The 26,108-nt window shown below is 67.1% G+C and carries 21 protein-coding genes, 1 tRNA gene and 1 pseudogene; 15 read left to right on the plus strand and 8 right to left on the minus strand.

Going from position 1 to position 26,108, the window contains the following annotated elements; genetic code table 11:
• Positions 1–45 precede the first annotated feature (45 nt).
• Both lplT and BLV92_RS07815 read right to left on the minus strand, forming a co-directional pair.
• Complete coding sequence (gene lplT, locus BLV92_RS07810; protein ID WP_090543778.1) at positions 46–1,344, minus strand: lysophospholipid transporter LplT; 1,299 nt, start codon at positions 1,342–1,344, stop codon at positions 46–48.
• A gap of 187 nt (positions 1,345–1,531) precedes the next feature.
• A complete protein-coding gene (locus BLV92_RS07815) occupies positions 1,532–2,329 on the minus strand; it encodes an inositol monophosphatase family protein (RefSeq protein WP_090543780.1) in 798 nt (265 codons plus the stop codon).
• Between the two features lie 369 nt (positions 2,330–2,698).
• Here BLV92_RS07815 and BLV92_RS07820 point away from each other — a divergent pair, with 369 nt between their 5' ends.
• Complete coding sequence (locus BLV92_RS07820; protein ID WP_090546916.1) at positions 2,699–3,562, plus strand: RNA methyltransferase; 864 nt, start codon at positions 2,699–2,701, stop codon at positions 3,560–3,562.
• A gap of 180 nt (positions 3,563–3,742) precedes the next feature.
• Positions 3,743–4,576 (plus strand): serine O-acetyltransferase, encoded by an 834-nt coding sequence (gene cysE / locus BLV92_RS07825; RefSeq protein WP_090543782.1) that lies wholly within the window; start codon positions 3,743–3,745, stop codon positions 4,574–4,576.
• 123 nt (positions 4,577–4,699) lie between these two features.
• On the opposite strand, the gene BLV92_RS07830 is transcribed toward cysE, so the two are convergent.
• The 4 genes from BLV92_RS07830 to BLV92_RS07845 form a co-directional block, all read right to left on the minus strand.
• Positions 4,700–5,497: a UDP-2,3-diacylglucosamine diphosphatase gene (locus BLV92_RS07830; RefSeq protein WP_090543784.1), complete on the minus strand. Its 798-nt coding sequence runs from the start codon at positions 5,495–5,497 to the stop codon at positions 4,700–4,702.
• A 13-nt stretch (positions 5,498–5,510) separates the two neighbouring features.
• The gene (locus tag BLV92_RS07835) at positions 5,511–6,005 is read right to left on the minus strand and encodes a peptidylprolyl isomerase (RefSeq protein WP_090543786.1); all 495 of its coding nucleotides are present in this window, start codon (positions 6,003–6,005) and stop codon (positions 5,511–5,513) included.
• Positions 6,006–6,116: 111 nt separating this feature from the next.
• Positions 6,117–6,698 (minus strand): peptidylprolyl isomerase, encoded by a 582-nt coding sequence (locus BLV92_RS07840; RefSeq protein WP_090543788.1) that lies wholly within the window; start codon positions 6,696–6,698, stop codon positions 6,117–6,119.
• Between the two features lie 66 nt (positions 6,699–6,764).
• The gene (locus BLV92_RS07845; protein ID WP_090543790.1) at positions 6,765–7,502 is read right to left on the minus strand and encodes a tetratricopeptide repeat protein; all 738 of its coding nucleotides are present in this window, start codon (positions 7,500–7,502) and stop codon (positions 6,765–6,767) included.
• 243 nt (positions 7,503–7,745) lie between these two features.
• Between BLV92_RS07845 and cysS the strand changes: the two genes are divergently transcribed.
• From cysS to BLV92_RS07880, 7 genes are all read left to right on the plus strand, one after another.
• Positions 7,746–9,143 (plus strand): cysteine--tRNA ligase, encoded by a 1,398-nt coding sequence (gene cysS, locus BLV92_RS07850; protein WP_090543792.1) that lies wholly within the window; start codon positions 7,746–7,748, stop codon positions 9,141–9,143.
• A 47-nt stretch (positions 9,144–9,190) separates the two neighbouring features.
• A complete protein-coding gene (locus BLV92_RS07855; RefSeq protein WP_090543794.1) occupies positions 9,191–10,174 on the plus strand; it encodes a DNA-3-methyladenine glycosylase family protein in 984 nt (327 codons plus the stop codon).
• A gap of 190 nt (positions 10,175–10,364) precedes the next feature.
• Complete coding sequence (locus BLV92_RS07860; RefSeq protein WP_090543795.1) at positions 10,365–11,336, plus strand: acetyl-CoA carboxylase carboxyltransferase subunit alpha; 972 nt, start codon at positions 10,365–10,367, stop codon at positions 11,334–11,336.
• 47 nt (positions 11,337–11,383) lie between these two features.
• Positions 11,384–12,811: a tRNA lysidine(34) synthetase TilS gene (gene tilS, locus BLV92_RS07865; RefSeq protein ID WP_090543797.1), complete on the plus strand. Its 1,428-nt coding sequence runs from the start codon at positions 11,384–11,386 to the stop codon at positions 12,809–12,811.
• Between the two features lie 399 nt (positions 12,812–13,210).
• Entirely contained in the window at positions 13,211–14,461 is a 1,251-nt protein-coding gene (locus tag BLV92_RS07870) for an aspartate kinase (protein ID WP_090543799.1), read from the plus strand.
• 174 nt (positions 14,462–14,635) lie between these two features.
• A tRNA-Ser gene (locus BLV92_RS07875) sits at positions 14,636–14,729 on the plus strand.
• 495 nt (positions 14,730–15,224) lie between these two features.
• Positions 15,225–15,545 (plus strand): PXPV repeat protein, encoded by a 321-nt coding sequence (locus tag BLV92_RS07880; RefSeq protein WP_090543801.1) that lies wholly within the window; start codon positions 15,225–15,227, stop codon positions 15,543–15,545.
• Between the two features lie 95 nt (positions 15,546–15,640).
• Here the strand turns inward: BLV92_RS07880 and fabI are convergent, their stop codons facing one another.
• On the minus strand, positions 15,641–16,432 hold the full coding sequence (gene fabI, locus BLV92_RS07885; protein WP_090543803.1) for an enoyl-ACP reductase FabI: 792 nt from the start codon (positions 16,430–16,432) through the stop codon (positions 15,641–15,643).
• Between the two features lie 110 nt (positions 16,433–16,542).
• Here fabI and BLV92_RS07890 point away from each other — a divergent pair, with 110 nt between their 5' ends.
• The 5 genes from BLV92_RS07890 to BLV92_RS07910 all read left to right on the plus strand — a co-directional run bounded on the left by BLV92_RS07890 (position 16,543) and on the right by BLV92_RS07910 (position 23,083).
• The gene (locus BLV92_RS07890; RefSeq protein ID WP_090543805.1) at positions 16,543–18,459 is read left to right on the plus strand and encodes an extracellular solute-binding protein; all 1,917 of its coding nucleotides are present in this window, start codon (positions 16,543–16,545) and stop codon (positions 18,457–18,459) included.
• 64 nt (positions 18,460–18,523) lie between these two features.
• The gene (locus BLV92_RS07895; protein WP_090543807.1) at positions 18,524–19,561 is read left to right on the plus strand and encodes a microcin C ABC transporter permease YejB; all 1,038 of its coding nucleotides are present in this window, start codon (positions 18,524–18,526) and stop codon (positions 19,559–19,561) included.
• Position 19,562: 1 nt separating this feature from the next.
• Positions 19,563–20,669: an ABC transporter permease gene (locus BLV92_RS07900; protein WP_373681828.1), complete on the plus strand. Its 1,107-nt coding sequence runs from the start codon at positions 19,563–19,565 to the stop codon at positions 20,667–20,669.
• On the plus strand, positions 20,666–22,297 hold the full coding sequence (locus BLV92_RS07905; protein ID WP_244283760.1) for an ABC transporter ATP-binding protein: 1,632 nt from the start codon (positions 20,666–20,668) through the stop codon (positions 22,295–22,297). The genes BLV92_RS07900 and BLV92_RS07905 overlap by 4 nt, the downstream gene beginning before the upstream one ends.
• A 114-nt stretch (positions 22,298–22,411) precedes the next feature.
• The gene (locus BLV92_RS07910) at positions 22,412–23,083 is read left to right on the plus strand and encodes a C40 family peptidase (RefSeq protein WP_090543811.1); all 672 of its coding nucleotides are present in this window, start codon (positions 22,412–22,414) and stop codon (positions 23,081–23,083) included.
• A 97-nt stretch (positions 23,084–23,180) separates the two neighbouring features.
• Here the strand turns inward: BLV92_RS07910 and BLV92_RS07915 are convergent.
• A pseudogene (locus BLV92_RS07915) lies at positions 23,181–24,127 on the minus strand (patatin-like phospholipase family protein).
• Positions 24,128–24,618: 491 nt separating this feature from the next.
• On the opposite strand from BLV92_RS07915, the gene gltX reads away from it, so the two are divergent.
• Positions 24,619–26,040, plus strand: a complete 1,422-nt coding sequence (gene gltX / locus BLV92_RS07920) for a glutamate--tRNA ligase (protein ID WP_090543812.1) — start codon at positions 24,619–24,621, stop codon at positions 26,038–26,040.
• Positions 26,041–26,108: the final 68 nt, after the last annotated feature.

Below are 26,108 nucleotides of genomic sequence, written 5' to 3' on the forward strand. Positions count from 1 at the left end.
CGTTGCGCTTCGGTGAAGCTGGCCGCACGGCCAGCGGCGAGTCCGTCATTCGTCGATCATCGCACGCAGGTCCGCTGCGCGGGCATGGGTCGCACTGCGGCGCATCGCAAGCGCGATCATCGCACTGACGAACAGCCCGAACCAGACGATGATCCACTGCACCGGCACCTTCGCGGTGAGCAGCAGCGCATACGCGCCGAGCATCAGCAGCACCGCGATGTTCTGGTTGAAGTTCTGCACGGCGATCGAGTGGCCCGCCGACAGCAGCGTCGCGCCGCGATGCTGGAGCAGCGCGTTCATCGGCACGATGAAGAAACCTGCCAGCGCGCCGAGCAGCACCATCAGCGGATACGCGAACAGCAGGTAGAGCGGCAGCGCATACGGGCCGATGCGCAGTGCGGCGCCGGCCGGGAACAGCCCTTTGCCGTAGAACGCCATCGCGATCGCGATGACGCCGGTCGCGACGCCGACCGGCAGCACCCGCAGCGAGCCGCGCAGCGACACCCAGGCGGCGGCCGCGCCCGCGCCGAGCGCGATGCCGAGCCCGGCCACGCCCTGCATCACGGCCGCCTTCGACAGCGACAGCCCGAGGTTCGCGTCGGCCCACTTCAGCACGAGCAGTTGCAGCGTGACCGCCGCGCCCCACATCAGCGTCGTGACCCATAGCGCGATCTGCGCGAGCCGGTCGGCCCACAGCGCGTTGAAGCAGTGGACGAAGTCGCCGACGAGCGCGGACGGTTGCGTCAAACGGTTCGGATAACGCGCGCCGGTGTCCGGTATGCCGATGTTGATGAGCGCGGCGGCCGCATACGTGAGCATCACCGCGAGCATCGCGAGGTCGGCGGCCGAGTGGATCAGCGGCACGTGCATGCGCACGACGAAGCGTTGCGCGTAGTGGCTGATCAGCGCGCCGCCGAGCATCGTGCCGGCGATCGTCGACAGCACGGTCGCCGATTCGAGCCACGCGTTCGCGGCGACGAGTTTTTCGGCCGGCAGCAGTTCGGTCAGGATCCCGTATTTCGCGGGCGAATACGCGGCCGCGCCGAGGCCGACGACGCCATACGCGAGCATCGGATGCACGCCCGCGATCATCAGCAGGCAGCCGCCGGCCTTCAGCGCGTTCGACACGAACATCACGTGGCGCTTCTGCAGCGCGTCCGCGAACGCGCCGGCGAACGGCGCCAGCACGACGTACGACACCGTGAAGAAAATCTGCAGCAGCGGCGTGACCCACGCGGCCGAGCGGATCACCGTCAGGAGCGCGATCGCGGCGATCAGCAGCGCGTTGTCGGCGAGCGACGACACGAACTGCGCGGCGATGATCGTATGGAAGCCTTTCTTCATCGTGCTCGAAGGCGGCGGCGGTTGGGGCGCGGCGGCGAACCGCGCGCGGCCAGCGGGAACAGGCGCGGCGGCGCGGTGAAGTCCGCAGTGAAACGGGCAGTGAAACGAAAAGGCGGCCGAAGCCGCCTTGCATCGCCGCTGCGAACCGTCCGCACGCTGTCGCGGACGGCAGCCGCGTCGGGCGGCGTCAGGCCGCCTTCACGTGCGAATACTTCGACAGGATCGGCACCATCTGCGCGTAGATCTTCGGATTGCCCGCGACCACTTCGCCGACGTGCAGGAAGTCGGAGTCGCCGGTGTAGTTGCCGATCAGGCCGCCCGCCTCGGTGACGAGCAGGCCGCCCGCCGCGACGTCCCACGGGTTGAGGCCCTGTTCGAAGAAGCCGTCCATGCGGCCGGCCGCGACGTTCGCGAGGTCGAGCGCGGCCGCGCCCGGACGGCGCAGGCCCGCGCACGCGTTGGTCATGTCGGTGAAGAGCGCCGTGTACGCCTCGATGCCGTCCTTCTCACGGAACGGGAAGCCAGTGCCGATCAGGCCGTCCGCGAGCCGGTCGCGGCGGCCGACGCGGATGCGGCGGTCGTTCAGGAACGCGCCGCGGCCGCGCGACGCGGTGAACAGGTCGTTGCGCGTCGGGTCGTAGACGACCGCCTGGGTGACGATGCCCTTGTGCGCGAGCGCGATCGACACGCAGTAATACTGGAAGCCGTGGATGAAATTCGTCGTGCCGTCGAGCGGGTCGATGATCCACTGGTATTCGGACTCGTTGTCCGAGCGGCCGGATTCTTCGGCGAGGATCGCGTGGTCGGGATAGGCGGTCTTCAGCGTGTCGATGATCGCGGCTTCGGCCGCCTTGTCCACTTCCGTGACGAAATCGTTGTGCTGCTTCTTCGACACCTGCACGAGGTCGAGGTCGAGCGACGCGCGGTTGATGATCTGTCCGGCGCGGCGCGCGGCCTTGACAGCGATGTTGAGCATGGGATGCATGAGACTCTATCCTTGTTGCCGGCGGCCGGAGCGGCTGCCGGGGTTGCAGAACGTAAAAGCGTCCAACGATCGGTCAGGGCGGCGTGGACGCGTTCCTGTCCCGTCAACGGAGACGAATTGAATAAGAGCGGGGCGCGGCTGTGTGCAGCAAGGCGGCGTCGCGACGGCAGCGAACGGAGCCGGGCCGGACGGATCGCGGCGGGGCCGCGCGCGAAAGCGCCATTTTACCCGAGTCTGCGCGCGCGGTCCGGGCGGCCGCTTGCCTGGCGCGCCGGCGTGTCGTTGCGACCGTGCCGCGTCGCACGATCCGGCGCGGCCGCACGCGCTGCGCATCCGCGCGTGCGCCGCACGGCCGGCCCGCGCTACCATATGCGTTTCGCCGTTCGCGGTCCGTCGAGATCCATCTTGGTCCAGCCTGTTTCCCCGTCCGTCGCCCCCCATGCCGATACGCCCGAGCCGTTGCGCGGCGGTTTCACGTCGACCCGCTTCGTGCTCGTCGAGCCGAGCCATCCCGGCAATGTCGGCGCGGCGGCGCGCGCGTTGAAGACGATGGGCTTCTCGCGGCTCGTGCTGGTCGCGCCGCGCGTCGCGCAGGTGCAGAACGATCCGGAGGCGATCGCGATGGCGAGCGGCGCGGACGACGTGCTGGCCGGCGCGCATGTGGTGCCGACGCTCGCGGACGCGCTCGCGGGCGTGCAATGGTCGCTTGCGCTGACCGCGCGCACGCGCGAGTACGGGCCGCTGCCGCGCGCGCCGCGCGAAGCGGCGTCCGACGCGGGCCGCCAGGTGCGGCACGGCGACATCGCGCTGGTGTTCGGCAACGAGCGCACCGGCCTGTCGAACGAGCACGTCGAACGATGCAGCGCGCTCGCGCACATTCCGGCCAATCCCGCGTACAGCTCGCTGAATCTCGCGCAGGCGGTGCAGGTGCTTGCGTACGAACTGCGGCTCGCGTATCTGGATCAGCCGGCCAGCGCGCCGGACGCGGTGGCGCCCGATATGGGCGCGACGCCGCTTGCGGCGAGCGAGGACATCGAACGGATGTTCGTGCACCTCGAAAACGCGCTGATCGCACTCGAATTCCTCGATCCCGCGAATCCGAAAAAGCTGATGTCGCGGCTGCGCCGCATGTTCTCGCGCTCGGGCCTGGAGCGCGAGGAGGTCAACATCGTGCGCGGCATCGCGAAACACATCCTGCTGCTGAAGGGCAGGGGCGACGGCGACGTCCGCTGACCTGACGGTCCGCCGACGACCTCGTCGCCGTCGGGGGCATCGGGGCGGCGGCCCGCGCGTCGCCTACAATCCATCGAACGTCACAAGCAAATCAGCGCCGCTGCAAAGCGGCCGGGAGCGGTGCGCGCGACCGGTGCGCCCGCGTTCCTTCCCGCCATCCCCGACCCACGCAGGACAGCCATGTTCGACAGACTTCGTGAAGACATCGCGACGATCCGCGAGCGCGATCCCGCCGCCCGCAGCGCCTGGGAAGTGCTGACCTGTTATCCGGGGCTGCACGCGCTGGTGCTGCACCGTCTCGCGCATGCGTGCTGGCGTGCGAAGCGCCGCTGGCTCGCGCGCTTCGTGTCGCAGCTCGCGCGTTTTCTGACCGGCATCGAGATCCATCCGGGTGCGACGGTCGGCCGGCGCGTGTTCATCGACCACGGGATGGGCGTCGTGATCGGCGAGACGGCCGTGGTCGGCGACGACTGCACGATCTACCAGGGCGTGACGCTCGGCGGCACGTCGCTCACGCGCGGCGCGAAGCGTCATCCGACGCTCGGTCCGGGCGTGATCGTCGGCGCGGGCGCGAAGGTGCTCGGCAGCTTCACGGTCGGCGCGAACGCGAAGATCGGCTCGAACGCGGTCGTCGTGAAGCCGGTGCCGGCGGGCGGCACCGCGGTCGGCAATCCGGCGCGCGTGATCGTCGCCGCGCGTCCGGCGGCGGGCGGCATGGGGGACACGGGCGAAGCAGGCGGCAAGACCGCCGCCGACGCGCGGCGCGACGGCTTCTGCGCGTACGGGATCACGCCGAACGCGGACGATCCGGTGTCGCTCGCGATCCACGGCCTGATCGATCACGCGGCGACGCAGGCGCAGCGCGTCGACGCGATTGCGGCCGCGCTGGAGCAACTGGGTGCGCGCATCGATGCGCTGCATGGCGAAGGCGCGACGCCGATCGACTTGCGCCGGCTGTCGGCGGTGCTCGAAGGCAGTGTCGCAGCGCGCGACGGCGGGCGGAGTCCGTCGTGACCTGGCGTGAGGATGTCGTGTTCGCTTGAGGAGCGCGGCGCCCGCTTTTAAAGGCTGGGCGCCGTTTTTCCCGTAATGGGACGAGCGGTGCGTCAACCCGACCGTCAACCCAAGCCGGTCCGCTCAATCGAGCGGCAGCATCCTGAACCCTTCCGAATCGATCCGCAGATAACCGCCGCGCGGCGTGCCGTGGTCGAGGTCCCAGTCGGGCAGCACCCAGCGCGTGCCGCCGGGCTCCTGGTGCTGCGCGGGCCGGTGGGTATGGCCGTGGATCATCGTGGCCGCGCGGCTGCGCCTGAACAGCGCGGCGACGCCCTTCGGCGTCACGTCGTAGCGCGGCAGCGTCGGCCGCTCGCGGCCCGCTTCGCTCGCGCGGCGCATGCGCTCCGCGAGCGCGCGCCGCCAGCGGAACGGCCACGCGAGAAACAGCAGTTGCGCGGCGCGATTGCGCGCGAACCGCCGGAACACCTGATAACCGCGATCGTCGGTGCACAGCGCGTCACCGTGCGCGAGCGCGATGCGCGTGCCGAACGCGGTGATCGCGATCGGGTCCGGCAGCCAGATCGCGCCGGCCGCCTTCATGAAGCGCTTGCCCAGCAGGAAGTCGCGGTTGCCGTGCATGATGTACAGCGCGATGCCGCGTTCGCCGAGCGTATGCAGCGCGGCCGCCATCCGCGCGACGAACGGATCGGCGAGCATGTCGTCGCCGATCCAGTATTCGAACAGGTCGCCGAGGATGAACACCGAGTCGGCCTGGTCCGCGGTGACCGCGACGAAACGCTCGAACGCGGCGACCGTGCGCGGAATCTGTTCGTTCAGATGCAGGTCCGCGATGAACAGGAACGGGCGTGCCGCGTGCGGGCGCTTGCCCTCGCCGGGCACGCCCGCAGCGGCGTGTCGCAGTGCCTTTTCCTGCAGCATCGACGGTGCGTCGTTATTCGACGACGACGGCCTTCTCGATCACGACGTCGTCCACCGGCACGTCCTGATGGAAGCCCTTCGAGCCGGTCTTCACCTTCTTGATGCGTTCGACGACGTCGAGCCCGTCGACGACCTTGCCGAACACCGTATAACCCCAGCCTTGCGGCGTCGGCGACGAGTGGTTCAGGAAGTCGTTGTCGTTCACGTTGATGAAGAACTGGGCGGTCGCCGAATGCGGGTCGTTCGTGCGCGCCATCGCGATCGAGCCTTTTTCGTTCTTCAGGCCGTTGTTCGCCTCGTTGTCGATCGGCTCGTCGGTCGGCTTCTGCTTCATGCCCGGCTCAAAGCCGCCGCCCTGGATCATGAAGCCGTCGATCACGCGATGGAACACGGTGTTGTCGTAGTGGCCTTTCTTCACGTAGTTCAAAAAGTTCTCGACCGTCTTCGGGGCTTTTTCGGCGTCGAGTTCGAGCTTGATGACGCCGTGGTTCGTATGCAGTTCGACCATGATGGGATCCTTGCGTTGTGCGGGAGGAGTGAGTGAAAGGCGCGGCGGCGACGGCGCGAGGCTCGTGGCCTCCGTGTCGATGCCGCGCCGGCGCGGGAGCGCGTTACCTGCTTACTTGCTGACGACGGTCGCGGACTGGATCACGACTTCCTGCTGCGGCACGTCGGCCATCGGGCCGCGCGTGGTGGTCGGCGTCGCCTCGATCTTCTTCACGACGTCCATCCCCTGCGTGACCTTGCCGAACACCGCGTAACCGTTGCCGTCCGGGTTCGGATAATCGAGGCCCGCGTTGTCGACGGTGTTGATGAAGAACTGCGCGGTCGCGGAATTCGGATCGCTGGTGCGCGCCATCGCGATCGTGCCGGTGGCGTTCTTCAGCCCGTTGCGGCTTTCGAGCGGGATCGGCGCGCGCGTCGGCTTCTCGACGAAGCTCGTCGTGTAGCCGCCGCCCTGGATCATGAAGCCGCGAATCACGCGATGGAAGATCGTGCCGTTGTACTGACCAGACTTCACGTACGCGAGGAAGTTGTCAACGGTCTTCGGCGCCTTCTCCGGATACAGCTCGACGCGGATGTCGCCGGCGCTCGTCTTGAACAGCACGGCCGGATGGACGACCGGCTGGGCGGGCTGCGCAAAGGCGGGTGCGTTCGAGATCAGGGCGGCGCTGCCGAGCGCCAACATCAACCATTTCATGAATATCCTCGGAAAGCGGAAGCGAAAAAAACGGGTGGCCCGCGATCGGACTGGCGGGCCGCGGTGCTAGCGCGACGGCGCCATGTACGGCGGCATCGCGAGCGAACCGGTCGGACCGCCGAACGGGAACAGCGTGCCGTTCACCAGGTCCGGCGATCCGGGGTTCGTGTAACCGCCCGCCGCGGGCGCGGAGGGGACGGCGGAAGGTGCGGCGACGTCGGCAGCCGGCTGCCGCGCGGAGGCGGACGACGGCGCGACGATCTTCTGCAGGTCGGCGAGGCGCTGCTGTGTCGGCCCGCTGGCGCGGCCGAGCGCGATCGCGCGCCGGTACGATGCATCCGCGAGACGCAGGTACAGGTCGCCGAGGTTCTCGAACGCGAGCGCGTACGACGGGTTCGCGCGGGTCGCCGTTTCGAGCGCGACGCGCGCGTCTTCGAGACGGCCGTGCTTCGCGAGCAGCGTGGCGAGATTGTTGTACGGCTCGGGCAGTTCCGGATACAGCTGCGTGAGTTCGGTGAACGCCGCGATTGCATCGTCGTCGCGGCCGAGGCGCGCGAGGATCGTCGCGCGCTTGAACTTCGCCTGCACGTCGCGCGGGTTCGACTGGATGCGCGCGTCGAGTTCTTCGAGCGCCGGCGCCCAGTCGTGACGCGCGATCGCGGCGTCCGCGCCGGGCGTTTCGTCGGCGGTCGCGGGCGGCGCGGCGTGCGCGACGGGCATGGCGCAGAGTGCGAACGCGACGCTGGCGAGAGCCGTCGCGGCAAGGGTCGCAGCGCGGTGCGCGCGGCCGCTGGAAGGTTTCATAGGGCGAGGTCGGGTGTTATACTCCGAGCCATTCTAACAAAAGGTCCGTGCGTTTTCGTTGCGCATCTCGCGCGAAGGCAGCGGGCTCTCTGTTCGCCACTCGTGGTCGTCTCCGTCCTGATCGCAGCCTGAGCGCCGATGCACCGGCCGCTGCGGCCGGCGCCGCTGCCGCAGTCGTCGCGGCCGGTGCGGCACACCGGCAACGCACACGGAAATCCTCGGTCCACGTATCCACCCGGTTCTATGGAATCACTGCGCATCTACAACACGCTCGCGCGTGACAAGCAAACTTTCGTGCCTTTGCAACCCGGCGTCGTACGGATGTACGTGTGCGGGATGACGGTGTACGACTATTGTCATGTCGGCCATGCGCGTGTGATGGTGGTGTTCGATATCGTGCAGCGCTGGCTGCGCACGCTCGGCTACGGCGTGACTTATGTGCGCAACATCACCGACATCGACGACAAGATCATTCGTCGTGCTGTCGAGAACGGCGAGACGATCAAGTCGCTGACCGACCGCTTCATCGCCGCGCTTCACGAGGACGCGGACGCGCTCGGCATCGAGCGTCCCGATCACGAGCCGCGCGCGACGGAATTCATTCCGCAGATGCTCGGCATGATCGAAATGCTCGAAGCGAACGGTTACGCGTACCAGGGCGCGGACGGCGACGTGAACTATGCGGTGCGCAGGTTCGCGCACTACGGCGCGCTGTCGGGCAAGTCGATCGAGGACCTGCGCGCGGGCGAGCGTGTGGCGGCGAACGATGCGAAGCAGGATCCGCTTGACTTCGTGCTGTGGAAGCAGGCGAAGGCCGGCGAGCCGGCGGACACCGGCTGGGACTCGAAGTACGGACGCGGCCGGCCGGGCTGGCATATCGAATGCTCGGCGATGAGCTGCTCGCTGCTCGGCGATCATTTCGACATTCACGGCGGCGGCCAGGACCTGCAATTCCCGCACCACGAGAACGAGATCGCGCAGAGCGAAGGGGCGACCGGTCAAACGTTCGTCAACTACTGGATGCACAACGGCTACGTGCAGATCGACAATGAGAAGATGTCGAAGTCGCTCGGCAACTTCTTCACGATCCGCGAAGTGCTCGCGCAGTACGATGCGGAAGTCGTGCGCTTCTTCATCGCGCGCGCACACTATCGTTCGCCGCTGAACTACAGCGACGTGCACATCGACGATGCGCGCAACGCGCTCACGCGTCTCTACACGGCGCTGAAGGACGTGACGCCGGACGCGGGTGAACTCGACTGGAGCGAGCCGTACGCGCAGCGTTTTCGCGCGGCGATGAACGACGACTTCAACACGCCGGTCGCGATCGCGGTGCTGTTCGAACTGGCGACCGAAGTGAACCGCACGCGCGATGCCGCGCATGCGCGTCAGTTGCAGCGTCTTGCGCGCGTGATCGGGCTGCTCGTGCGCGAGCCGCGCGTGTTCCTGCAGCAGGCGGCGGGCGCCGCGACCGAAGGCGCGCTCGACGCGGCCGCGATCGAAGCGCAGATCGCCGCGCGCACGGCCGCGAAGCAGGCGAAGCAATATGCCGAGGCGGACCGGATTCGGGCCGAACTGCTCGAAGCCGGCGTCGCGCTCGAAGACAAACCGGGCGGATTGACCGAGTGGCGCCGCGTTTAAGCGGGCTATCCCGTTTCTACTGATCGATTCGCGAGGCAGGAGGCAGGATGGCAACGGCCACGAAGACGCAGGCGAAGCGGCCTGCGTCGCCAACGGGCGCGGCGGCTGCGGCGAAGAACGCGCGCAGCGGCGGCGCCGCAAAAACGGCGAGGAACGCCGGCAATGCAAAGACCGCGACCGCGGCAAAAAAGACGCCCGTGAAGCGTGTGCTGAACGGCGCGTCGGACGGCGCGCACAAGATCGCGCGCAAACGCGCGGCCGCGCCGAAGACCACGCGGGCGAAAAGCAACGGCACATTGCCGGTCGACGGCGTGCTCGATGCGCAAACGTTGCGCTCGCTGCCCGAGGCGTTGCCCGCGTCGATCGACGCGGCGGATGCAATCGCGTCCGCGCCGCTCGTCGATCTCGAACCCGAGGTGCAGCGCCCCGCGTATTGGGACAAGGCATGCGCGGATCTCGTGAAGCGCGACCGCATCCTGAAGAAGCTGATTCCGAAGTTCGGTCCCGTGCATCTGTTGAGCCGCGACGATCCGTTCGTCACGCTCGCGCGCTCGGTGGTCGGCCAGCAGATTTCCGCGCCGGCCGCGCAGGCGCTGTGGCAACGCGTCGAGAGCGCGTGCCCGAAGCTCGTGCCGCAGCAGTTCATCAAGCTCGGTCACGAGAAGCTCGTCGCGTGCGGATTGTCGAAGCGCAAGGCCGAATACCTGCTCGACCTCGCGCAGCACTTCGTGTCCGGCGCGGTGCACGTCGGCAAGTGGACGTCGATGGACGACGAGGACGTGATCGCGGAGCTGACGCAGATTCGCGGCATCGGCCGCTGGACCGCCGAGATGTTCCTGATCTTCAATCTCGCGCGTCCGAACGTGTTGCCGCTCGACGATCTGGGGCTGATCCGCGCGATCAGCGTCAACTATTTCAGCGGCGAGCCGGTCACGCGCAGCGAGGCGCGCGAGGTTGCCGCGAACTGGGAGCCGTGGCGCACCGTCGCGACCTGGTACATGTGGCGCAGCCTCGAACCGCTGCAGGACTAGCCGGACGACCCGCCGGCGCGGCGTCGGCGGCGGCTGACGCCCCGGCGGGAGCGGTGTGCCGCCCCGCCGGCACATGCGGCGCTCATCGTTGTATCTATCGTTATCTCAAATTGATAGTTCCGCCCCGATTTTGACATCGGCCGGCGCGGTTAGAATACGCGCTGCCCGGTAAGTGCAAGGATTCCCACCCATGAAAACGACCTTTCTGGATTTCGAACAGCCGATCGCGGAACTCGAAGGCAAGATCGAAGAGTTGCGTTTCGTCCAGGACGATTCGGCCGTCGACATTTCGGAAGAGATCGAGCGGCTGTCGAAGAAGAGCCAGCAGCTCACGAAAGACCTGTATGCGAACCTGACGCCGTGGCAGGTGTCGCAGATCGCGCGTCATCCGCAACGTCCGTACACGCTCGACTACGTGCACGAGCTGTTCACCGACTTCCACGAACTGCACGGCGACCGCTCGTTCGCGGACGACCTGTCGATCGTCGGCGGCCTCGCGCGCTTCAACGGCCAGGCGTGCATGGTGATCGGCCAGCAGAAGGGCCGCGACACGAAGGAGCGCGCCGCGCGCAACTTCGGGATGCCGCGTCCGGAAGGCTACCGGAAGGCCGAGCGCCTGATGCGCCTCGCCGAGAAATTCGGCTTGCCGATCTTCACGTTCATCGACACGCCGGGCGCGTATCCGGGCATCGGCGCGGAAGAGCGCGGCCAGTCGGAGGCGATCGGCCGCAACCTGTACGTGATGGCCGAGCTGAAGACGCCGATCATCGCGACGGTGATCGGCGAGGGCGGCTCGGGCGGCGCGCTCGCGATCGCGGTCGCGGATACGCTGCTGATGCTGCAGTTCTCGACCTACTCGGTGATCTCGCCGGAAGGCTGCGCGTCGATTCTGTGGAAGAGCGCCGCGAAGGCGCCGGAAGCAGCCGAGGCGCTTGGCCTGACGGCGCACCGGCTGAAGGCGCTCGGGCTGATCGACAAGATCATCAACGAGCCGCTCGGCGGCGCGCATCGCGATCCGAAGGGCATGGCCGCGTTGCTGCGCCGCGCGCTGTCGGACTCGCTGCGTCAGTTCCAGGGGATGAGCGTGCAGGATCTGCGCGAACGCCGTCTGGAGCGCCTGATGAGCTACGGCAAGTTCAAGGAAACGACGCCGGGCGCATAAGCGCGCGGCGCTTTCCGTCACCGCCGGCGCGCTCGCGCCTTCATGCCGTGACTTCCCCCGCCGAACCCGACGCCGGGCGCATCGTGGTCGATGCGCTTGGCGTTGCGCTGTCCGCGTTGCCCGCGGATGCCCGCATCGCGATCGCGTATAGCGGCGGGCTCGACTCGTCGGTGCTGCTCGACGCGGCGGTGCGGGTCGCGGGCGCGTCGCGCTGCGTCGCGCTGCACGTGCATCACGGCTTGAGCCCGAATGCCGACGCATGGCTCGCGCATTGCGGCGCGACCGCGCGCGCGTTGGGCGTCGCGTTCGATTTTCGTCGCGTCGACGTCGCGCGCGACGGCGCGGCGGGCGTCGAAGCCGCCGCGCGCGACGCGCGTTATCGCGCGCTCGACGCGATGTGCGCGGCGCACGGCGCGCAGTCGCTGTGGCTCGCGCAGCACGCGGACGACCAGGCCGAAACCGTCTTGCTCCAACTGCTGCGCGGCGCGGGCCTCGCGGGCCTCGCCGCGATGGCGCCGATGCGTTCGATGGCGGGCGGTGTGCCGCGCGTGCGTCCGCTGCTCGGGCTGTTGCGCGTGCAACTGGAGCAATACGCGGCCGCACGCGGATTGAACTGGGTCGACGACGAATCGAACGCCGATGTCCGTTACGCGCGCAACGCGCTGCGGCACGACGTGATGCCGGCGCTCGCCGCGCATTTCCCCGGTTTTCGCGATGCGCTCGCGCGCACGGCCGCTCATGCGGCCAGCGCGCAGCAACTGCTCGACGAACTTGCGCAGATCGATCTGCTCGACGCGTCGCGCGACGACGGTCGTGCGCTGTCGCACGACGCGCTGGTGGCGCTCGACGATGCGCGCGCACTGAACCTGCTTCGCTACTGGATGCGCGGGCTCGGCCTGCCGGCGGCGTCGGCCGCGCGCCTGGCCGACGCGTTGCGGCAGCTTCGCGACGTGCGCGAGGTCGGCGGCGATCACGGGTTGCGCGTCGATCATGCGGGGCGGCGTTTGCGCAGTTATCGCGGCCTCGTGTTCTGGGGCGACCAGGACGACGATGCGTCCGTACCCGACGCGTCGCGCGAGCCGGCCGAACTGGCATGGCAAGGGCAGGAGGTTTGGCGCGTGCCGCAGTGGCGCGGCACGTTCGTGTTCGCGCCGTCCGACGCGGACGATCCCGACGCGGCGCCCGAAGCGGTGCTGACGTCCGCGCCGCTCGTCGCGCGCGCGCGCACCGGCGGCGAGCGCATGCGCGATCCGGCCGCCGGCCTCGGCCGCACGCTGAAGAACCTGTTCCAGGAACGCGGCGTGCCCGCGTGGGAGCGTGACGTGCCGCTGCTGTTCGTCGGCGACACGCTGCTGTTCGTGCCGCGCATCGGCGTGAACCGGGCGGCGCTGGAACTCGGGAAAGACGACGCTGCGACGGCTGCAACGACGCGCTGGCGGCGCATCGAGTGGCGCGAGGATCTGCTGATCGCGTGAGCGCGCGCCGCTCGCCGACGTCGCGGCAGGTCTGCGCCGCGCGTGCGTAAACCGCGCAAATCCTTGGCGCAGAAGCGTTTTTTGCGCGTGGCACGCCGATTTCAGCTTGTCAATTCGGTCTTGATCGGGTAGGTTAACCGGTTTGTCCAGCCCGCTTCTTGCTGTCACGAGCGGCGCGCGTTGTGCTTGGCGTATTTCTTCTTTCCGGCGGTATCCGGCGGTTTCGGGGGCGTCATCCAGCCATTCGCGGGCGGCGGTGCGCGATCGATCGCGATTGCGGCGCCCGGGCAAATCCGCGCGTGCTGCACGCGCTGCACTCACGCCGTCGCGTTACGTCACGTATGTCGCGCCGCCGTCCTCAGTGCGCCAGCGCGGTAACATCTCCAGTTCAGAACGACAATGGCACTCATCGTACACAAATACGGCGGCACTTCGATGGGCTCGGTCGAGCGCATCAAGAACGTCGCCAGGCGCGTCGCGAAATGGCACAAGGCCGGCCACCGGCTGGTCGTGGTGCCGTCGGCGATGTCCGGCGAAACCAATCGTCTGCTCGGGCTCGCGAAAGAGATTTCCGCGCAGCCGAGCCCGCGCGAACTCGACATGATCGCGTCCACCGGCGAACAGGTGAGCGTCGGCCTGCTGTCGATCGCGTTGCAGGAAGCCGGCGTCGATGCGATCAGCTACACCGGCTGGCAGGTTCCGGTGAAGACCGACAGCGCGTTCACGAAGGCGCGCATCAGCGACATCGACGGCGAGCGCGTGCTGCGCGATCTGGACGCCGGCAAGGTGGTCGTAATAACCGGCTTCCAGGGCATCGACCCGGAAGGCCACATCACGACGCTGGGCCGCGGCGGCTCGGACACGTCGGCGGTCGCGGTCGCGGCCGCGCTGAAGGCGGACGAATGCCTGATCTACACGGACGTGGACGGCGTCTACACGACCGATCCGCGCGTGGTCGAAGAGGCGCGCCGGCTCGATCGCATCACGTTCGAGGAGATGCTGGAAATGGCCAGCCTCGGCTCGAAGGTGCTGCAGATCCGCTCGGTCGAATTCGCGGGCAAGTACCAGGTGAAGACGCGCGTGCTGTCGAGCCTGACCGATCCGCTGATGCCGCTCGAAGAGGAAATGTCCTCCGGCACCCTGATTACTTTTGAAGAAGACGACACCATGGAAAAAGCAGTCATTTCGGGTATCGCGTTCCAGCGCGACGAAGCTCGGATCATCGTGATGGGCGTGCCGGACAAGCCGGGCATCGCGTATCAGATCCTCGGCCCGGTGGCGGACGCGAACATCGATGTCGACATGATCATCCAGAACCAGAGCGTCGAGGGCAAGACCGACTTCACGTTTACGGTCGGCCGCGGCGACTATCAGCGCGCGATGGATATCCTCTCGGGCCAGGTGAAGGAACACGTGAAGGCCGACAAGGTGCAGGGCGATCCGAAGGTGTCGAAGGTGTCGGTGGTCGGCGTCGGCATGCGTTCGCACGTCGGCATCGCGAGCAAGATGTTCCGCACGCTGTCGGAAGAGGGCATCAACATCCAGATGATCTCGACGTCCGAAATCAAGATTTCGGTGCTGATCGACGAGAAGTACATGGAACTGGCGGTGCGCGCGCTGCACAAGGCGTTCGAACTCGATCAGGCGTAACGCTGTTTCGTGACGCGCGCGGGTGCGCGGCGTCCGGTTGACGGAAGCGGTGCGGTGCGCGTTGCAGGCAACATCCCGGTGTAAAAAATGCTTCCCGAAAATTGACCGGAACGCGCGAACCCGCTATTATCTTGGCTTCGTCGCGCTGCCTCCCTGGCGCGAGCGAAGTTTTCGGGAGACGTGGCCGAGAGGTCGAAGGCACTCCCCTGCTAAGGGAGCATCTGGGCCAAAACCTGGATCGAGGGTTCGAATCCCTCCGTCTCCGCCAGTACTTCGGTATGTGGCGGTCAAGCCTCGTAGAACTGCGGTTCTACGAGGCTTTGTTTTTTTGTGGCGCCGGTTTCGGTTCGCGAATGAGCGAACGGGTGACGGGTGGTTCGCATTGCAGTGCATCTTGTTGACGCACGAGCGTAAGCGCGACGATGAACGCAGGTCGAATGCGTTGTTGTGCCGATGCCGATGGACGCACGACACACCGCGCGCGATGCAACGTATTCGCCGCGCGCGTGTCGGACTCACTGCAATGCGTGCCTGTCTGCATTCACAGGGCGATACGGTATTTCAGCCCGACAGCGCCGCTGCCGTAAACGCTTCCGATGCCGGGGCGCATGCCCCGTGGCCACGATACGCCGATGCGGTGTAACGAGACGTTACGGTAGTCCCGATCACGCGATGTTGTGCATCAGTTATTACAAACTTGAAATACGCGGTACGCGGGGCTTGCGCTATATTCGCCTCAACACACATTCAGGAAGGTGAGTTCATGAAGTTCGCACGTGTTCTTGCAGTAATGCTCGGGGGCCTGGCTATCGGTGCGTCGAGCGCCGCGATGGCGGGGTTGAACGTCGGCGTCAACATCGGCGTCCCGGCGCCGGTCTACGTCGCGCCGCAGCCGGTTTATGCGCCGCCTCCGCCCGTCGTCTATCAGCCGGCGCCGGTGTATGCCGCGCCCGCGATCGTGATCGGCTGGCATGGCGACCGCTACTGGGACGGCCGTCGCTACTGGAATCGCGCGGACTGGAATCGCCACAACGGCGGCGGTCACTGGGATCATCGCGATCGCGGCCACGGCCACTGGCGTTAAGCGTCGAACGCTGCGCTGCGCGCGCCAACGAAAAAGCCGCCCAACAGGCGGCTTTTTTCATGCGTCAGCCGCAACGACTGCGGCATGTACACCCATCATTCGCCGATGCCGGCCATCCCGCCGACGACCGCGTTGAAGCCGCTGTCGACGTGAACGATCTCGGCGGTCACGCCGCCCGCGAGATCGGACAGCAGGAACGCGGCGGTGTTGCCGACCTGCTCGATCGTCACGTTACGATGCAGCGGCGCGTTGTGCTCGACGAAGTCGAGGATCTTGCCGAAGCTCTTGATGCCGCTCGCCGCGAGCGTCTTGATCGGGCCGGCCGAGATGCCGTTCACGCGCACGCCCTTCGCGCCGAGCGACACCGCCAGATAACGCACGCTCGCTTCGAGCGACGCCTTCGCGAGACCCATCGTGTTGTAGTTCGGAATCGCGCGCTCCGCGCCGAGGTACGACAGCGTCAGCAGCGCGGCGTCGCTCGACAGCATCGGCAGCGCGGCCTTCGCGAGCGCGGGGAAGCTGTACGCGGAGATGTCGTGCGCGATGCGGAAGTTCTCGCGCGTCATCCCGTCGAGGAAGTCGCCGGCGATCGCTTCGCGCGGCGCAAAGCCGATCGAATGCACGAGGCCGTCGAGCGAGTCCCAGTGCTGCTTCAGGTCGGCGAACAGCGCGTCGATCTGCGCGTCGTCCGCGACGTCGCACGGGAATACGAGCTTGCTGCCGAACTCGTCGGCGAACTCGGTGATGCGATCCTTGAAGCGGTCGCCGACGTAAGTGAATGCCAGTTCCGCGCCTTCGCGCCTGCAGGCCTGCGCGATGCCGTATGCAATCGAGCGGTTCGACAGCAGGCCGGTCAGCAGGATACGTTTACCAGCGAGGAAGCCCATGAATTCTCCTAATCAGGTCAGTGCGCATGGCGCCCCGGAATGCGGCGCCTTGTGGGTTTTGGGTAGAATTCTCTCACAATTGCCAACGCAAACCGGATAAACCCAACGCCATGACGACAGGCTCGCGAAGCAGCAGGGCGCCGCGCACGACGCGCGGAACGATCATTCCTGCATTGCTTCGCGTGCGATGGACGAGGGCCTTCGCCGCAACGGCGGGGATGCTGTTCGCGCTGCTGCTGCCGGTCGCGTTCGCGCCGTCCGCGTATGCCGCGCATGCGATCGCGCAGTACGGCGAGCCGAAATATCCGCCGGGCTTCAGCCACTTCGACTATGTGAATCCGGACGCGCCGAAGGGCGGCACGCTGGTGCTTGCGAACCCCGACCGGCTCACGAGCTTCGACAAGTTCAATCCGTTCACGATGCGCGGCAACGCGGCTCCCGGCCTCGGGATGCTGTTCGAGAGCCTGACGACCGGCAGCCTCGACGAAGTCGCGTCCGCGTACGGGCTGCTCGCGGACGACATTCGCGTCGCGCCGGACGGGATGTCGGTCACGTTCCATCTGAATCCGCGCGCGCGGTTCTCGAACGGCGACCCCGTGACCGCCGACGACGTGAAGTTCTCGCTCGACACGCTGAAGAGCCCGCAGGCCGCGCCGTCGATGTCCGCGTACTTCAGCGACGTCGCGCGCGCGGTGGTCGTCGATCCGGCGACCGTGCGCTTCGAGTTCCGCAACCACAATCGCGAACTGCCTTTCATCGCGGGCGGGATGCCGGTGTTCTCGCACAAGTGGGGATTGCGCGCGGACGGTACGCGCATTGCGTTCGACCAGTTGGCGTTCGAGCAGCCGATCGGCAGCGGCCCGTACGTGATCGGGCAGTATTCGAACGGCCGCACGATCACGTACCGGAAGGACCCGCGCTACTGGGGCGCGGACCTGCCGGTGCGGGTCGGTACGAACAATTTCGAGCGCATCATGTACAAGCTGTACTCGGACGACGTGGCGCGGCTCGAAGCGTTCAAGGCCGGCGAATACGACGTGCACGTCGAATACGTCGCGCGCAACTGGGTGCGGCGCGTGGTCGGCAAGAAGTTCGACAGCGGCGAGTTGATCAAGCGCGAGTTCCCGCATCACAACGGCACGGGGATGCAGGGTTTCATCATGAACCTGCGCAAGCCGGTCTTTCAGGACGTGCGGGTGCGGCAGGCGCTCGGCCTCGCGCTCGACTTCCAGTGGCTGAACCGGCAACTGTTCTACAGCCAGTATCGCCGGCTGGACAGCTTCTTCGCGAACACCGACCTGCAGGCGAGGGGGCTGCCGTCGCCGGGCGAACTCGCGCTGCTGAATCCGTGGCGCGGCCAGCTGGACCCGGCCGTATTCGGCCCGCCGCCGCTGCAGCCGGACACCGATCCGCCGGGTTCGTTGCGCGCGAATCTGCTGAAGGCGCGCGCGCTGCTCGCCGCAGCCGGCTGGACCTATCGCGACGGCGCGCTGCGCAACGCGCAGGGCGAGCCGTTCGTGTTCGAGGTGCTCGACGACACGAGCGCCGCCGCGCAGTGGGCGCCGATCATGGCGCAGTATCTGCACGCGCTGGAACGGCTCGGCATCCAGGCAAACTACCGGTCCGTCGATTTCGCGCTGTACCAGAAGCGGCTCGACGCATTCGACTTCGACATGACGACGATCCGCTTTCCCGACGTGCAGGTGCCGGGCGCGGAACAGCTCGACCGCTTCGGCAGCCAGGCCGCCGGCACGCCGGGCTCGGGCAACCTGGTCGGCCTGAAGTCGCCGGCCGTCGATGCGGTGCTGAAGGCGCTGGTCGGCGCGCAGACGCGCGAGCAACTGCTCGATGCGACGCACGCGCTCGACCGGCTGCTGATGCACGGCTACTATGTCGTACCGCAGTGGTACAGCGCGACGCACCGGATCGCCTTCAGGAATACGCTCGCGTGGCCCGCGCAGCTGCCGCGCTACTATTCGGCGAACGACTGGGTGATTTCGACCTGGTGGTTCAAGCCGCAGCATTGACACAGCCGATACCGCATGCGGCGGATCGCGCACCGACGATAGACGACAGACGGACCTTCCGACCATGTGGAGCTACATCGCGAAACGCGTGCTGCTGATGATTCCGACGCTGCTCGGCGTATTGACGCTGACGTTCGCGGTGATCCAGTTCGTGCCCGGCGGCCCGGTCGAGCAGGCGGTGCGCGAACTGCGGCGCGGCGCGGAGCAGGGGATGCCGTTCGGCATGCGCGCGCATTCGGGCGTGGATGCGCAGCAGGTCGCGCAACTGAAGGCGCTCTATGGCTTCGACAAACCGCCGCTGCAACGCTATGTCCTGATGCTCGGCCGTTTCGCGCGCTTCGATCTCGGGCAGAGTTATTTCCATCACCAGAGCGTGTGGTCGCTGATCGTGTCGAAGCTGCCGGTGTCGATCAGCATCGGCCTGTGGACGTTCTTCCTCACGTATCTGATATCGGTGCCGCTCGGCATCGCGAAGGCGGTGCGCAACGGCTCGCGCTTCGATCTCGTGACGAGCCTCGTCGTGCTGATCGGTTACGCGATACCGGGCTTCGTGCTCGGCGTGCTGCTGCTCGTGCTGTTCGGCGGCGGCACCTTCCTGCAACTCTTCCCGCTGCGCAACCTGACGTCCGACGACTGGGACACGCTGTCGTGGGGCGGCAAGATCCTCGACTACCTGTGGCACATCACGCTGCCGGTCGTCGCGTCGGTGGTCGGCAGCTTCGCGGTGACGACGATGCTGACGAAAAACGCGTTCCTCGAAGAGATCCGCCGCCAGTACGTGCTGACGGCGCGCGCGAAAGGGCTGTCCGAGCGCGCGGTGCTGTGGAAACACGTGTTCCGCAACGCGCTGCTGCCCCTCGTCGTCGGTTTTCCGGCCGCGTTCATCGGCGCGTTCTTCACCGGCAGCCTGCTGATCGAAACGCTGTTCTCGCTCGACGGCCTCGGGCTGCTGTCGTACGAGTCGGTCGTGCGGCGCGACTATCCGGTCGTGCTCGGCACGCTGTATCTGTTCACGCTGATCGGCCTCGTGACGAACCTGATCTCCGACCTCTGTTACGTGTGGGTCGATCCCCGCATTCAATTCGAACAACTGGAGCGCTGAGTTGAACCGAGCCCGCGCCGGCGTCGATGCCGAACTGCGCACGCAGACCGTGCGCGCCTTCCAGTCGCCTTCGCCCGCGCGGCGCGTGTGGCTGCGATTCCGGCAGCAGCGGCTCGGCTACTGGAGCCTCATCGTGTTCGTCGTCGCGTTCGCGGCGAGCCTCGCGGCGCCGCTGTGGTCGAACGACAAGCCGCTCGTCGTGCGCTACGACGGCCACACGTATTTCCCGCTGTTGAAGGCGTACCCGGAGACGACGTTCGGCGGCGACTTCCCGACGCCGGCCGATTATCTCGACCCGTATATCCGCCATCGCTTCGACACGCCGGGCAACTTCGCGATCTATCCGCCGAATCCGTACTACTACGACACGCTGAACTACTTCTCGAAAGCGCCGAACCCCGCGCCGCCGTCGCGGCAGAACTGGCTCGGCACCGACGCGAGCGGCCGCGACCTGTTCGCGCGGCTCGTGTACGGCTTTCGCGTGTCGGTCGAGTTCGCGCTGGTGCTGACGCTGATCGGCACGGTGCTCGGCGTGCTCGCGGGCGCGGTGCAGGGGTTCTTCGGCGGCAAGATCGACATCGTCGGCCAGCGGCTGATCGAGATCTGGGGGGCGATGCCGGAGCTGTATCTGCTCATCATCTTCGCGTCGATCTTCGAGCCGGGTTTCATCCTGCTGATCGTGCTGCTGTCGCTGTTCGGCTGGATGGGGCTGACCGCGTACGTGCGCGCCGAATTCCTGCGCAACCGCAACCAGGACTACGTGCTCGCCGCGCGCGCGATGGGGCTGTCGAACTGGCAGATCATCTGGCGGCACGTGCTGCCGAACAGCCTGACGCCGGTCATTACGTTCCTGCCGTTCCGGATGAGCGGCGCGATTCTCGCGCTGACGAGCCTCGACTTCCTCGGCCTCGGCGTGCCGCCGCCGACGCCGAGCCTCGGCGAACTGCTCGCGCAGGGCAAGGCGAATCTGGACGCATGGTGGATTTCGATGTCGACGTTCGGTGTGCTGGTCGTCACGCTGCTGCTGCTGACGTTCATGGGCGACGCGCTGCGCAACGCGCTCGACACGCGGATTGCCGATGCGATGCGCGCCGGAGGCAACCAGTGAGCGCATTGCCGCAGGACACGCCGTCGACGCTGCTGTCGATCGAGCATCTGAGCGTGCGGTTCGGCGACACGCTCGCGGTCGACGACGTCACGCTCGCGATCGCGCGCGGCGAGCGCGTCGCGCTGGTCGGCGAATCGGGCTCCGGCAAGACGGTGACCGCGCTCGCGGTGCTGCGCCTGTTGAGCGACGCGGCGGTGACCGGCTCGATCCGCTTCGACGGCGACGAACTGGCGACGAAGAGCGAACGCGCGATGCGCGGGCTGCGCGGCAGCGACATCGCGATGATCTTCCAGGAGCCGATGAGCGCGCTGAATCCGCTATACACGGTCGGCGAGCAGATCGCGGAGACGATCGTGCTGCACGACGGCGTGACGAAGGCGCAGGCGTACGAGCGCGCGGTCGAACTGCTCGACCGCACCGGCATCGCGGAGCCGCGCCGGCGCATCGGCAGTTATCCGCATCAGCTGTCGGGCGGGCAGCGGCAGCGCGTGATGATCGCGATGGCGCTCGCGTGCCGGCCGCGCCTGCTGCTCGCCGACGAGCCGACGACGGCGCTCGATGTGACGATCCGCGCGCAGATCGTCGATCTGCTGCTCGAACTGCAACGCGAGGAGGCGGCGCGGCGCGGGATGTCGGTGCTGCTGATCACGCACGACCTGAACCTCGTGCGGCGCTTCGCGCAGCGCGTCGCGGTGATGGAGCGGGGCCGGCTCGTCGAAACCGGCGCCATCGAGCAGATTTTCAATGCGCCCCAGCATCCGTACACGCAGCGGCTGATCGCGAGCCGTCCGGAGCGCCACGTGGTGCCGGTGCTGCCGATCGCGCCGGTGCTGCTCGAAGCGAAGAACGTGTCGGTCGATTTCCGCACGCGGCTGCCGGGTTTCGCGGGCTGGTGGAAGAGCGGCCGGTTCCGCGCGGTCAGTGACGCGAATCTGTCGGTGCGGCAGGGCGAGACGCTCGGGATCGTCGGCGAGTCCGGGTCGGGCAAATCGACGCTCGCGCTCGCGATGCTCGGGCTGCAACGGACCGCGCACGGCGACGTGCAGTTCCAGGGGCGCTCGCTCGGCACCTATCTCGGACACGAAAAGCTGTCGTTGCGCTCGCATCTGCAGGTGGTGTTCCAGGACCCGTTCGGTTCGCTGTCGCCGCGGCAGACGGTCGAGCGGATCGTCGGGGAGGGGCTCGCGCTGCACCGTCCCGAACTCGACGCGGACGAGCGCCGCAAGCGGATCGTCGCGGTGCTGCGCGAGGTCGGCCTCGACCGGACCGTGCTGCAACGTTACCCGCACGAGTTCTCCGGCGGCCAGCGGCAGCGGATCGCGATCGCGCGCACGCTGGTGGTCGAGCCGCGCGTGATCGTGCTCGACGAGCCGACGAGCGCGCTCGACGTGTCGATCCAGCAGCAGGTGCTGCGCCTGTTGACCGACCTGCAGCGCAAATACAACCTCGGTTACGTGTTCATCAGCCACGACCTGGAGGTGATCGGCGCGATGGCGCATCGGGTCGCGGTGATGCAAAACGGTGCAATCGTCGAGACGGGCGACGTCGAAACGATCTTTTCGACGCCGACTCACGCGTATACGCGAAAGCTGCTCCAGGCGGCCCTCGACGGCCGGATTCACCAATGAGGTGCGTGGGGCGATTGTTTTTTTCTATTTGTTTTGACAGGCAAATACTTACTGGCTAGTATCGTCCAGACTTTTCCACTAACCCGCTGATTTGCGGGCAATTTCTACCGACCAATGCAGCACCGATATCTAACCCAGGCTTGCACGCGCGTCGTCGCCGGGATGTTCATCGGCGTCCTGATGGCCGCAGCTCCCGGCGCGTTCGCCGATGAAGTAAGCAGCTTGACCCAGAATGTCTCCTTTTCGCCGAACAACGCGGCGAATTCGCAAACCACCCCCGCCTCGCAAACCTCGCAGACGTCTTCGCAAAGCGAAGGCGGCGCGCGCTCGTTCCTGTCCGGCATGGCCGGCAAGGCCGGCGACGTCGTCGTCGGCGCGCTGAACATGATCGGCGTCCGCTACCGCTGGGGCGGCAATTCGCCGGACTCGGGCCTCGATTGCAGCGGCTTCGTCCGCTACGTGTTCCAGGACACGCTCGGCCTCGCGCTGCCGCGCCGCGCCGAGGAAATGAGCCGCGTCGGCGAGAAGGTGCGGATGAGCGAACTGAAACCGGGCGACCTCGTGTTCTTCAACACGATGCGTCGCACGTTCTCGCACGTCGGCATCTACATCGGCGACAACAAGTTCGTGCACTCGCCGTCCACCGGCAGCACGATCCGCGTCGACGATCTGGACGACGGCTACTGGGAAAAGCGTTTCACCGGCGCACGCCGCGTCGAGGCGTCGTTCCAGCAGCAAGAGGAACTGAAGCAGCGCGTCAGCGTGACGCTCGACGGCAAGAACTGATCCCCGTTCGGATTTTTCCTTCCACGGATTCGGTCGTGTAAAAAAGCCTGCCCGGCAACGGGCAGGCTTTTCGTGCTTCCGGGCAGCGGCGTTTCGCCTACGCAGTCGCGACCCGGCTCGCGGCGAGCTTGCGCTCCAGTTCCGGCATGATCCGCGCGACCGCTTCCTCGCCGGCGAGGATCGCCGCGTTGCGCTGGCCGAAGTCGCTGCCGCTCATCGCGCTCAGGTTCGGGCGGATCACGACGTCCGCGTATTTGTCCAGTTCGTACGTCTTGATCGTCTGGCCCATGATCGTGAAGGTCTGCATCAGCACGTCGAACGAGCTTTGCGTCGCCGCGGTCTCGGGGCGCGTCGAGATGTCCACCGCGATCACGAAGTCCGCGCCCATCTTGCGCGCGAACGACGCGGCACCGGGCTCACGAGGCCGCCGTCCACGTATTCGTGACCGCCGATTTTCACCGGCTCGAAAATCGACGGCACGCTGCACGACGCGCGCACCGCGATGCCGGTGTTGCCGCGCTGGAACAGGATCGGCTGGCCGGTGCGAAGATCGGTCGCGACGATGCCGAGCGGCTTGTTCATCTTCTCGATCGGCCGGTCGCGCAGCGTCGTGTTCAGATAGTTTTGCAGCGCGACGCCTTGCAGCAGGCCGCGCGTGCGGAACGGCATCGCCCAGTCGCTGATCGACGCTTCGTCCATCGTCAGCGCGAGTTTGTTGATCGCGATGCCGGTCATGCCGGCCGCGTACAGCGCGGCGACCACCGACCCCGCGCTGGTGCCGGACACGAGGTCGATCTGCACGTTGCGCGCTTCGAGCGCCTTGATCACGCCGATGTGCGCGAAACCGCGCGCGGCGCCGCCGCCCAGTGCGAGGCCCACGCGGATCGGGCGGGGCGGCTTCGCGACCGGCGGAGCCGGGTTCGTCGCGATGGGCGGTGCCACGTTCGCGGTTTTCGTGCCGGCGGTCGTGCACGCGGCGAGGGCGGTGGACGCCGCGGCCAGCGAAAAGCTGCGGCGGCTCAAGGACGGCGATGACGGCTTCAACTGAGATTCTCCAGCGACGGCGCGTCGGACCTTGCTGCGAACGGCCGCGCGCCGCGAACCCTGCCTGCGTGCGCGGAAGGCCGGACGCGAGGCGCCGCGCGAGGAGCGCGGCGCGCACATCATAAAGCAAAGCGATGCGCGCACACGCGATGCGGTTGTAACGCGATGTGTCGCGATGCGAGCGGTGTCAAAGGCGGCGTTCTGCGCGAGGTCGCGTGTATCGCGAGGGAGATTCGCGGCGATGCGTCGGGCGCGCGGCCGCGAGCAGCGCCGTGCGCCACGTCCCGCCCGCAGCCGGCCGAAGCCGCGCCCGGCGGGTATAATCCGGTCTCGATTTTCCCGTATGTCCGCTTGCGCCCGCGCGCGGCGACCGGCCGCGCAAAGCATGCACGAGCGTGTGTGCGTGCGCGTCGCGCGCAACGCGGGTCGCCGTCCGTTGCCGTCAGCCGTCAGCCCTTCGACGGCGCGGCATTGTCTTCGAGTAACCGTCCATGACCACCTCCGTCCGTACCCGCTTCGCGCCGAGTCCCACCGGCTTCATCCACCTCGGCAACATCCGCTCCGCGCTGTATCCGTGGGCGTTCGCGCGCCACAATCACGGCGCGTTGGTGCTGCGGATCGAGGACACCGACGTCGAGCGTTCGACGTCCGAGGCGGTCGACGCGATCCTCGAAGGGATGGCGTGGCTCGAACTCGATTACGACGAAGGCCCGTTCTACCAGATGCAGCGGATGGACCGCTATCGCGAAGTGCTGACGCAGATGGCGGAGCAGGGGCTCGTGTACCCGTGCTACATGTCGACGGAAGAACTCGATGCGTTGCGCGAACGTCAGCGCGAGGCGGGCGAGAAGCCGCGCTACGACGGCACGTGGCGTCCGGAGCCGGGCAAGGTGCTGCCGACGCCGCCGGCCGGCGTGCAGCCGGTGTTGCGCTTTCGCAATCCGCTGACCGGCGTTGTCGCGTGGGACGACGCGGTGAAGGGGCGCGTCGAGATCGCGAACGACGAACTCGACGACCTCGTGATCGCGCGTCCGGACGGCACGCCGACGTACAACTTCTGCGTGGTCGTCGATGACCTCGACATGAAGATCACACACGTGATCCGCGGCGACGACCACGTGAACAACACGCCGCGCCAGATCAACATCTTCCGCGCGCTCGGCGCGGAGCCGCCCGTTTATGCGCATCTGCCGACCGTGCTGAACGAGCAGGGAGAGAAGATGAGCAAGCGCCACGGCGCGATGAGCGTGATGGGTTATCGCGATGCCGGTTATCTGCCGGAGGCGGTGCTGAACTATCTCGCGCGGCTTGGCTGGTCGCATGGCGATGCGGAGATTTTCACGCGCGAGCAGTTCGTCGAATGGTTCGACCTCGACCATCTCGGCAAGTCGCCCGCGCAATACGATCACAGCAAGCTGAACTGGCTGAACAACCATTACCTGAAGCAGGCGGACAACGCGCGTCTCGCCGAACTGTCGAAGCCGTTCTTCGCGGCGCTCGACATCGACGAGGCCGCGCTCGCGAACGGGCCGTCGCTGGAAGGCGTGATCGCGTTGCTGAAGGATCGTGCGAACACGCTGAAGGAGATCGCGGAAAGCGCGGTGCTGTTCTATCGCGAGCCGGCGCCGGAAGCCGATGCGCTCGCACAGCATGTGACGGAGGCGGTGCGTCCCGCGCTCGCGGAACTGGCGACCGCGCTGAAGTCGGCCGAGTGGACGAAGGAGGGCATCTCGGCCGCGCTGAAGACGACGCTCGCCGCGCACAAGCTGAAGATGCCTCAGCTCGCGATGCCGGTGCGCCTGTTCGTGGCGGGCACCACGCATACGCCGTCGATCGATGCGGTGCTCGCGCTGTTCGGCCGTGAGGTCGTTGTGAGCCGCATCGAACGAGGTCTTGCCAACGCGGGTAACTAACGCGTTCGCTGTCCTTCGCAACACGCGTCGCGTGCATACGCATAATCGGGTTTCAAAAAAATGTGCGC

It is taken from the genome of Paraburkholderia caballeronis (genome assembly GCF_900104845.1).
GTDB lineage: Bacteria > Pseudomonadota > Gammaproteobacteria > Burkholderiales > Burkholderiaceae > Paraburkholderia > Paraburkholderia caballeronis.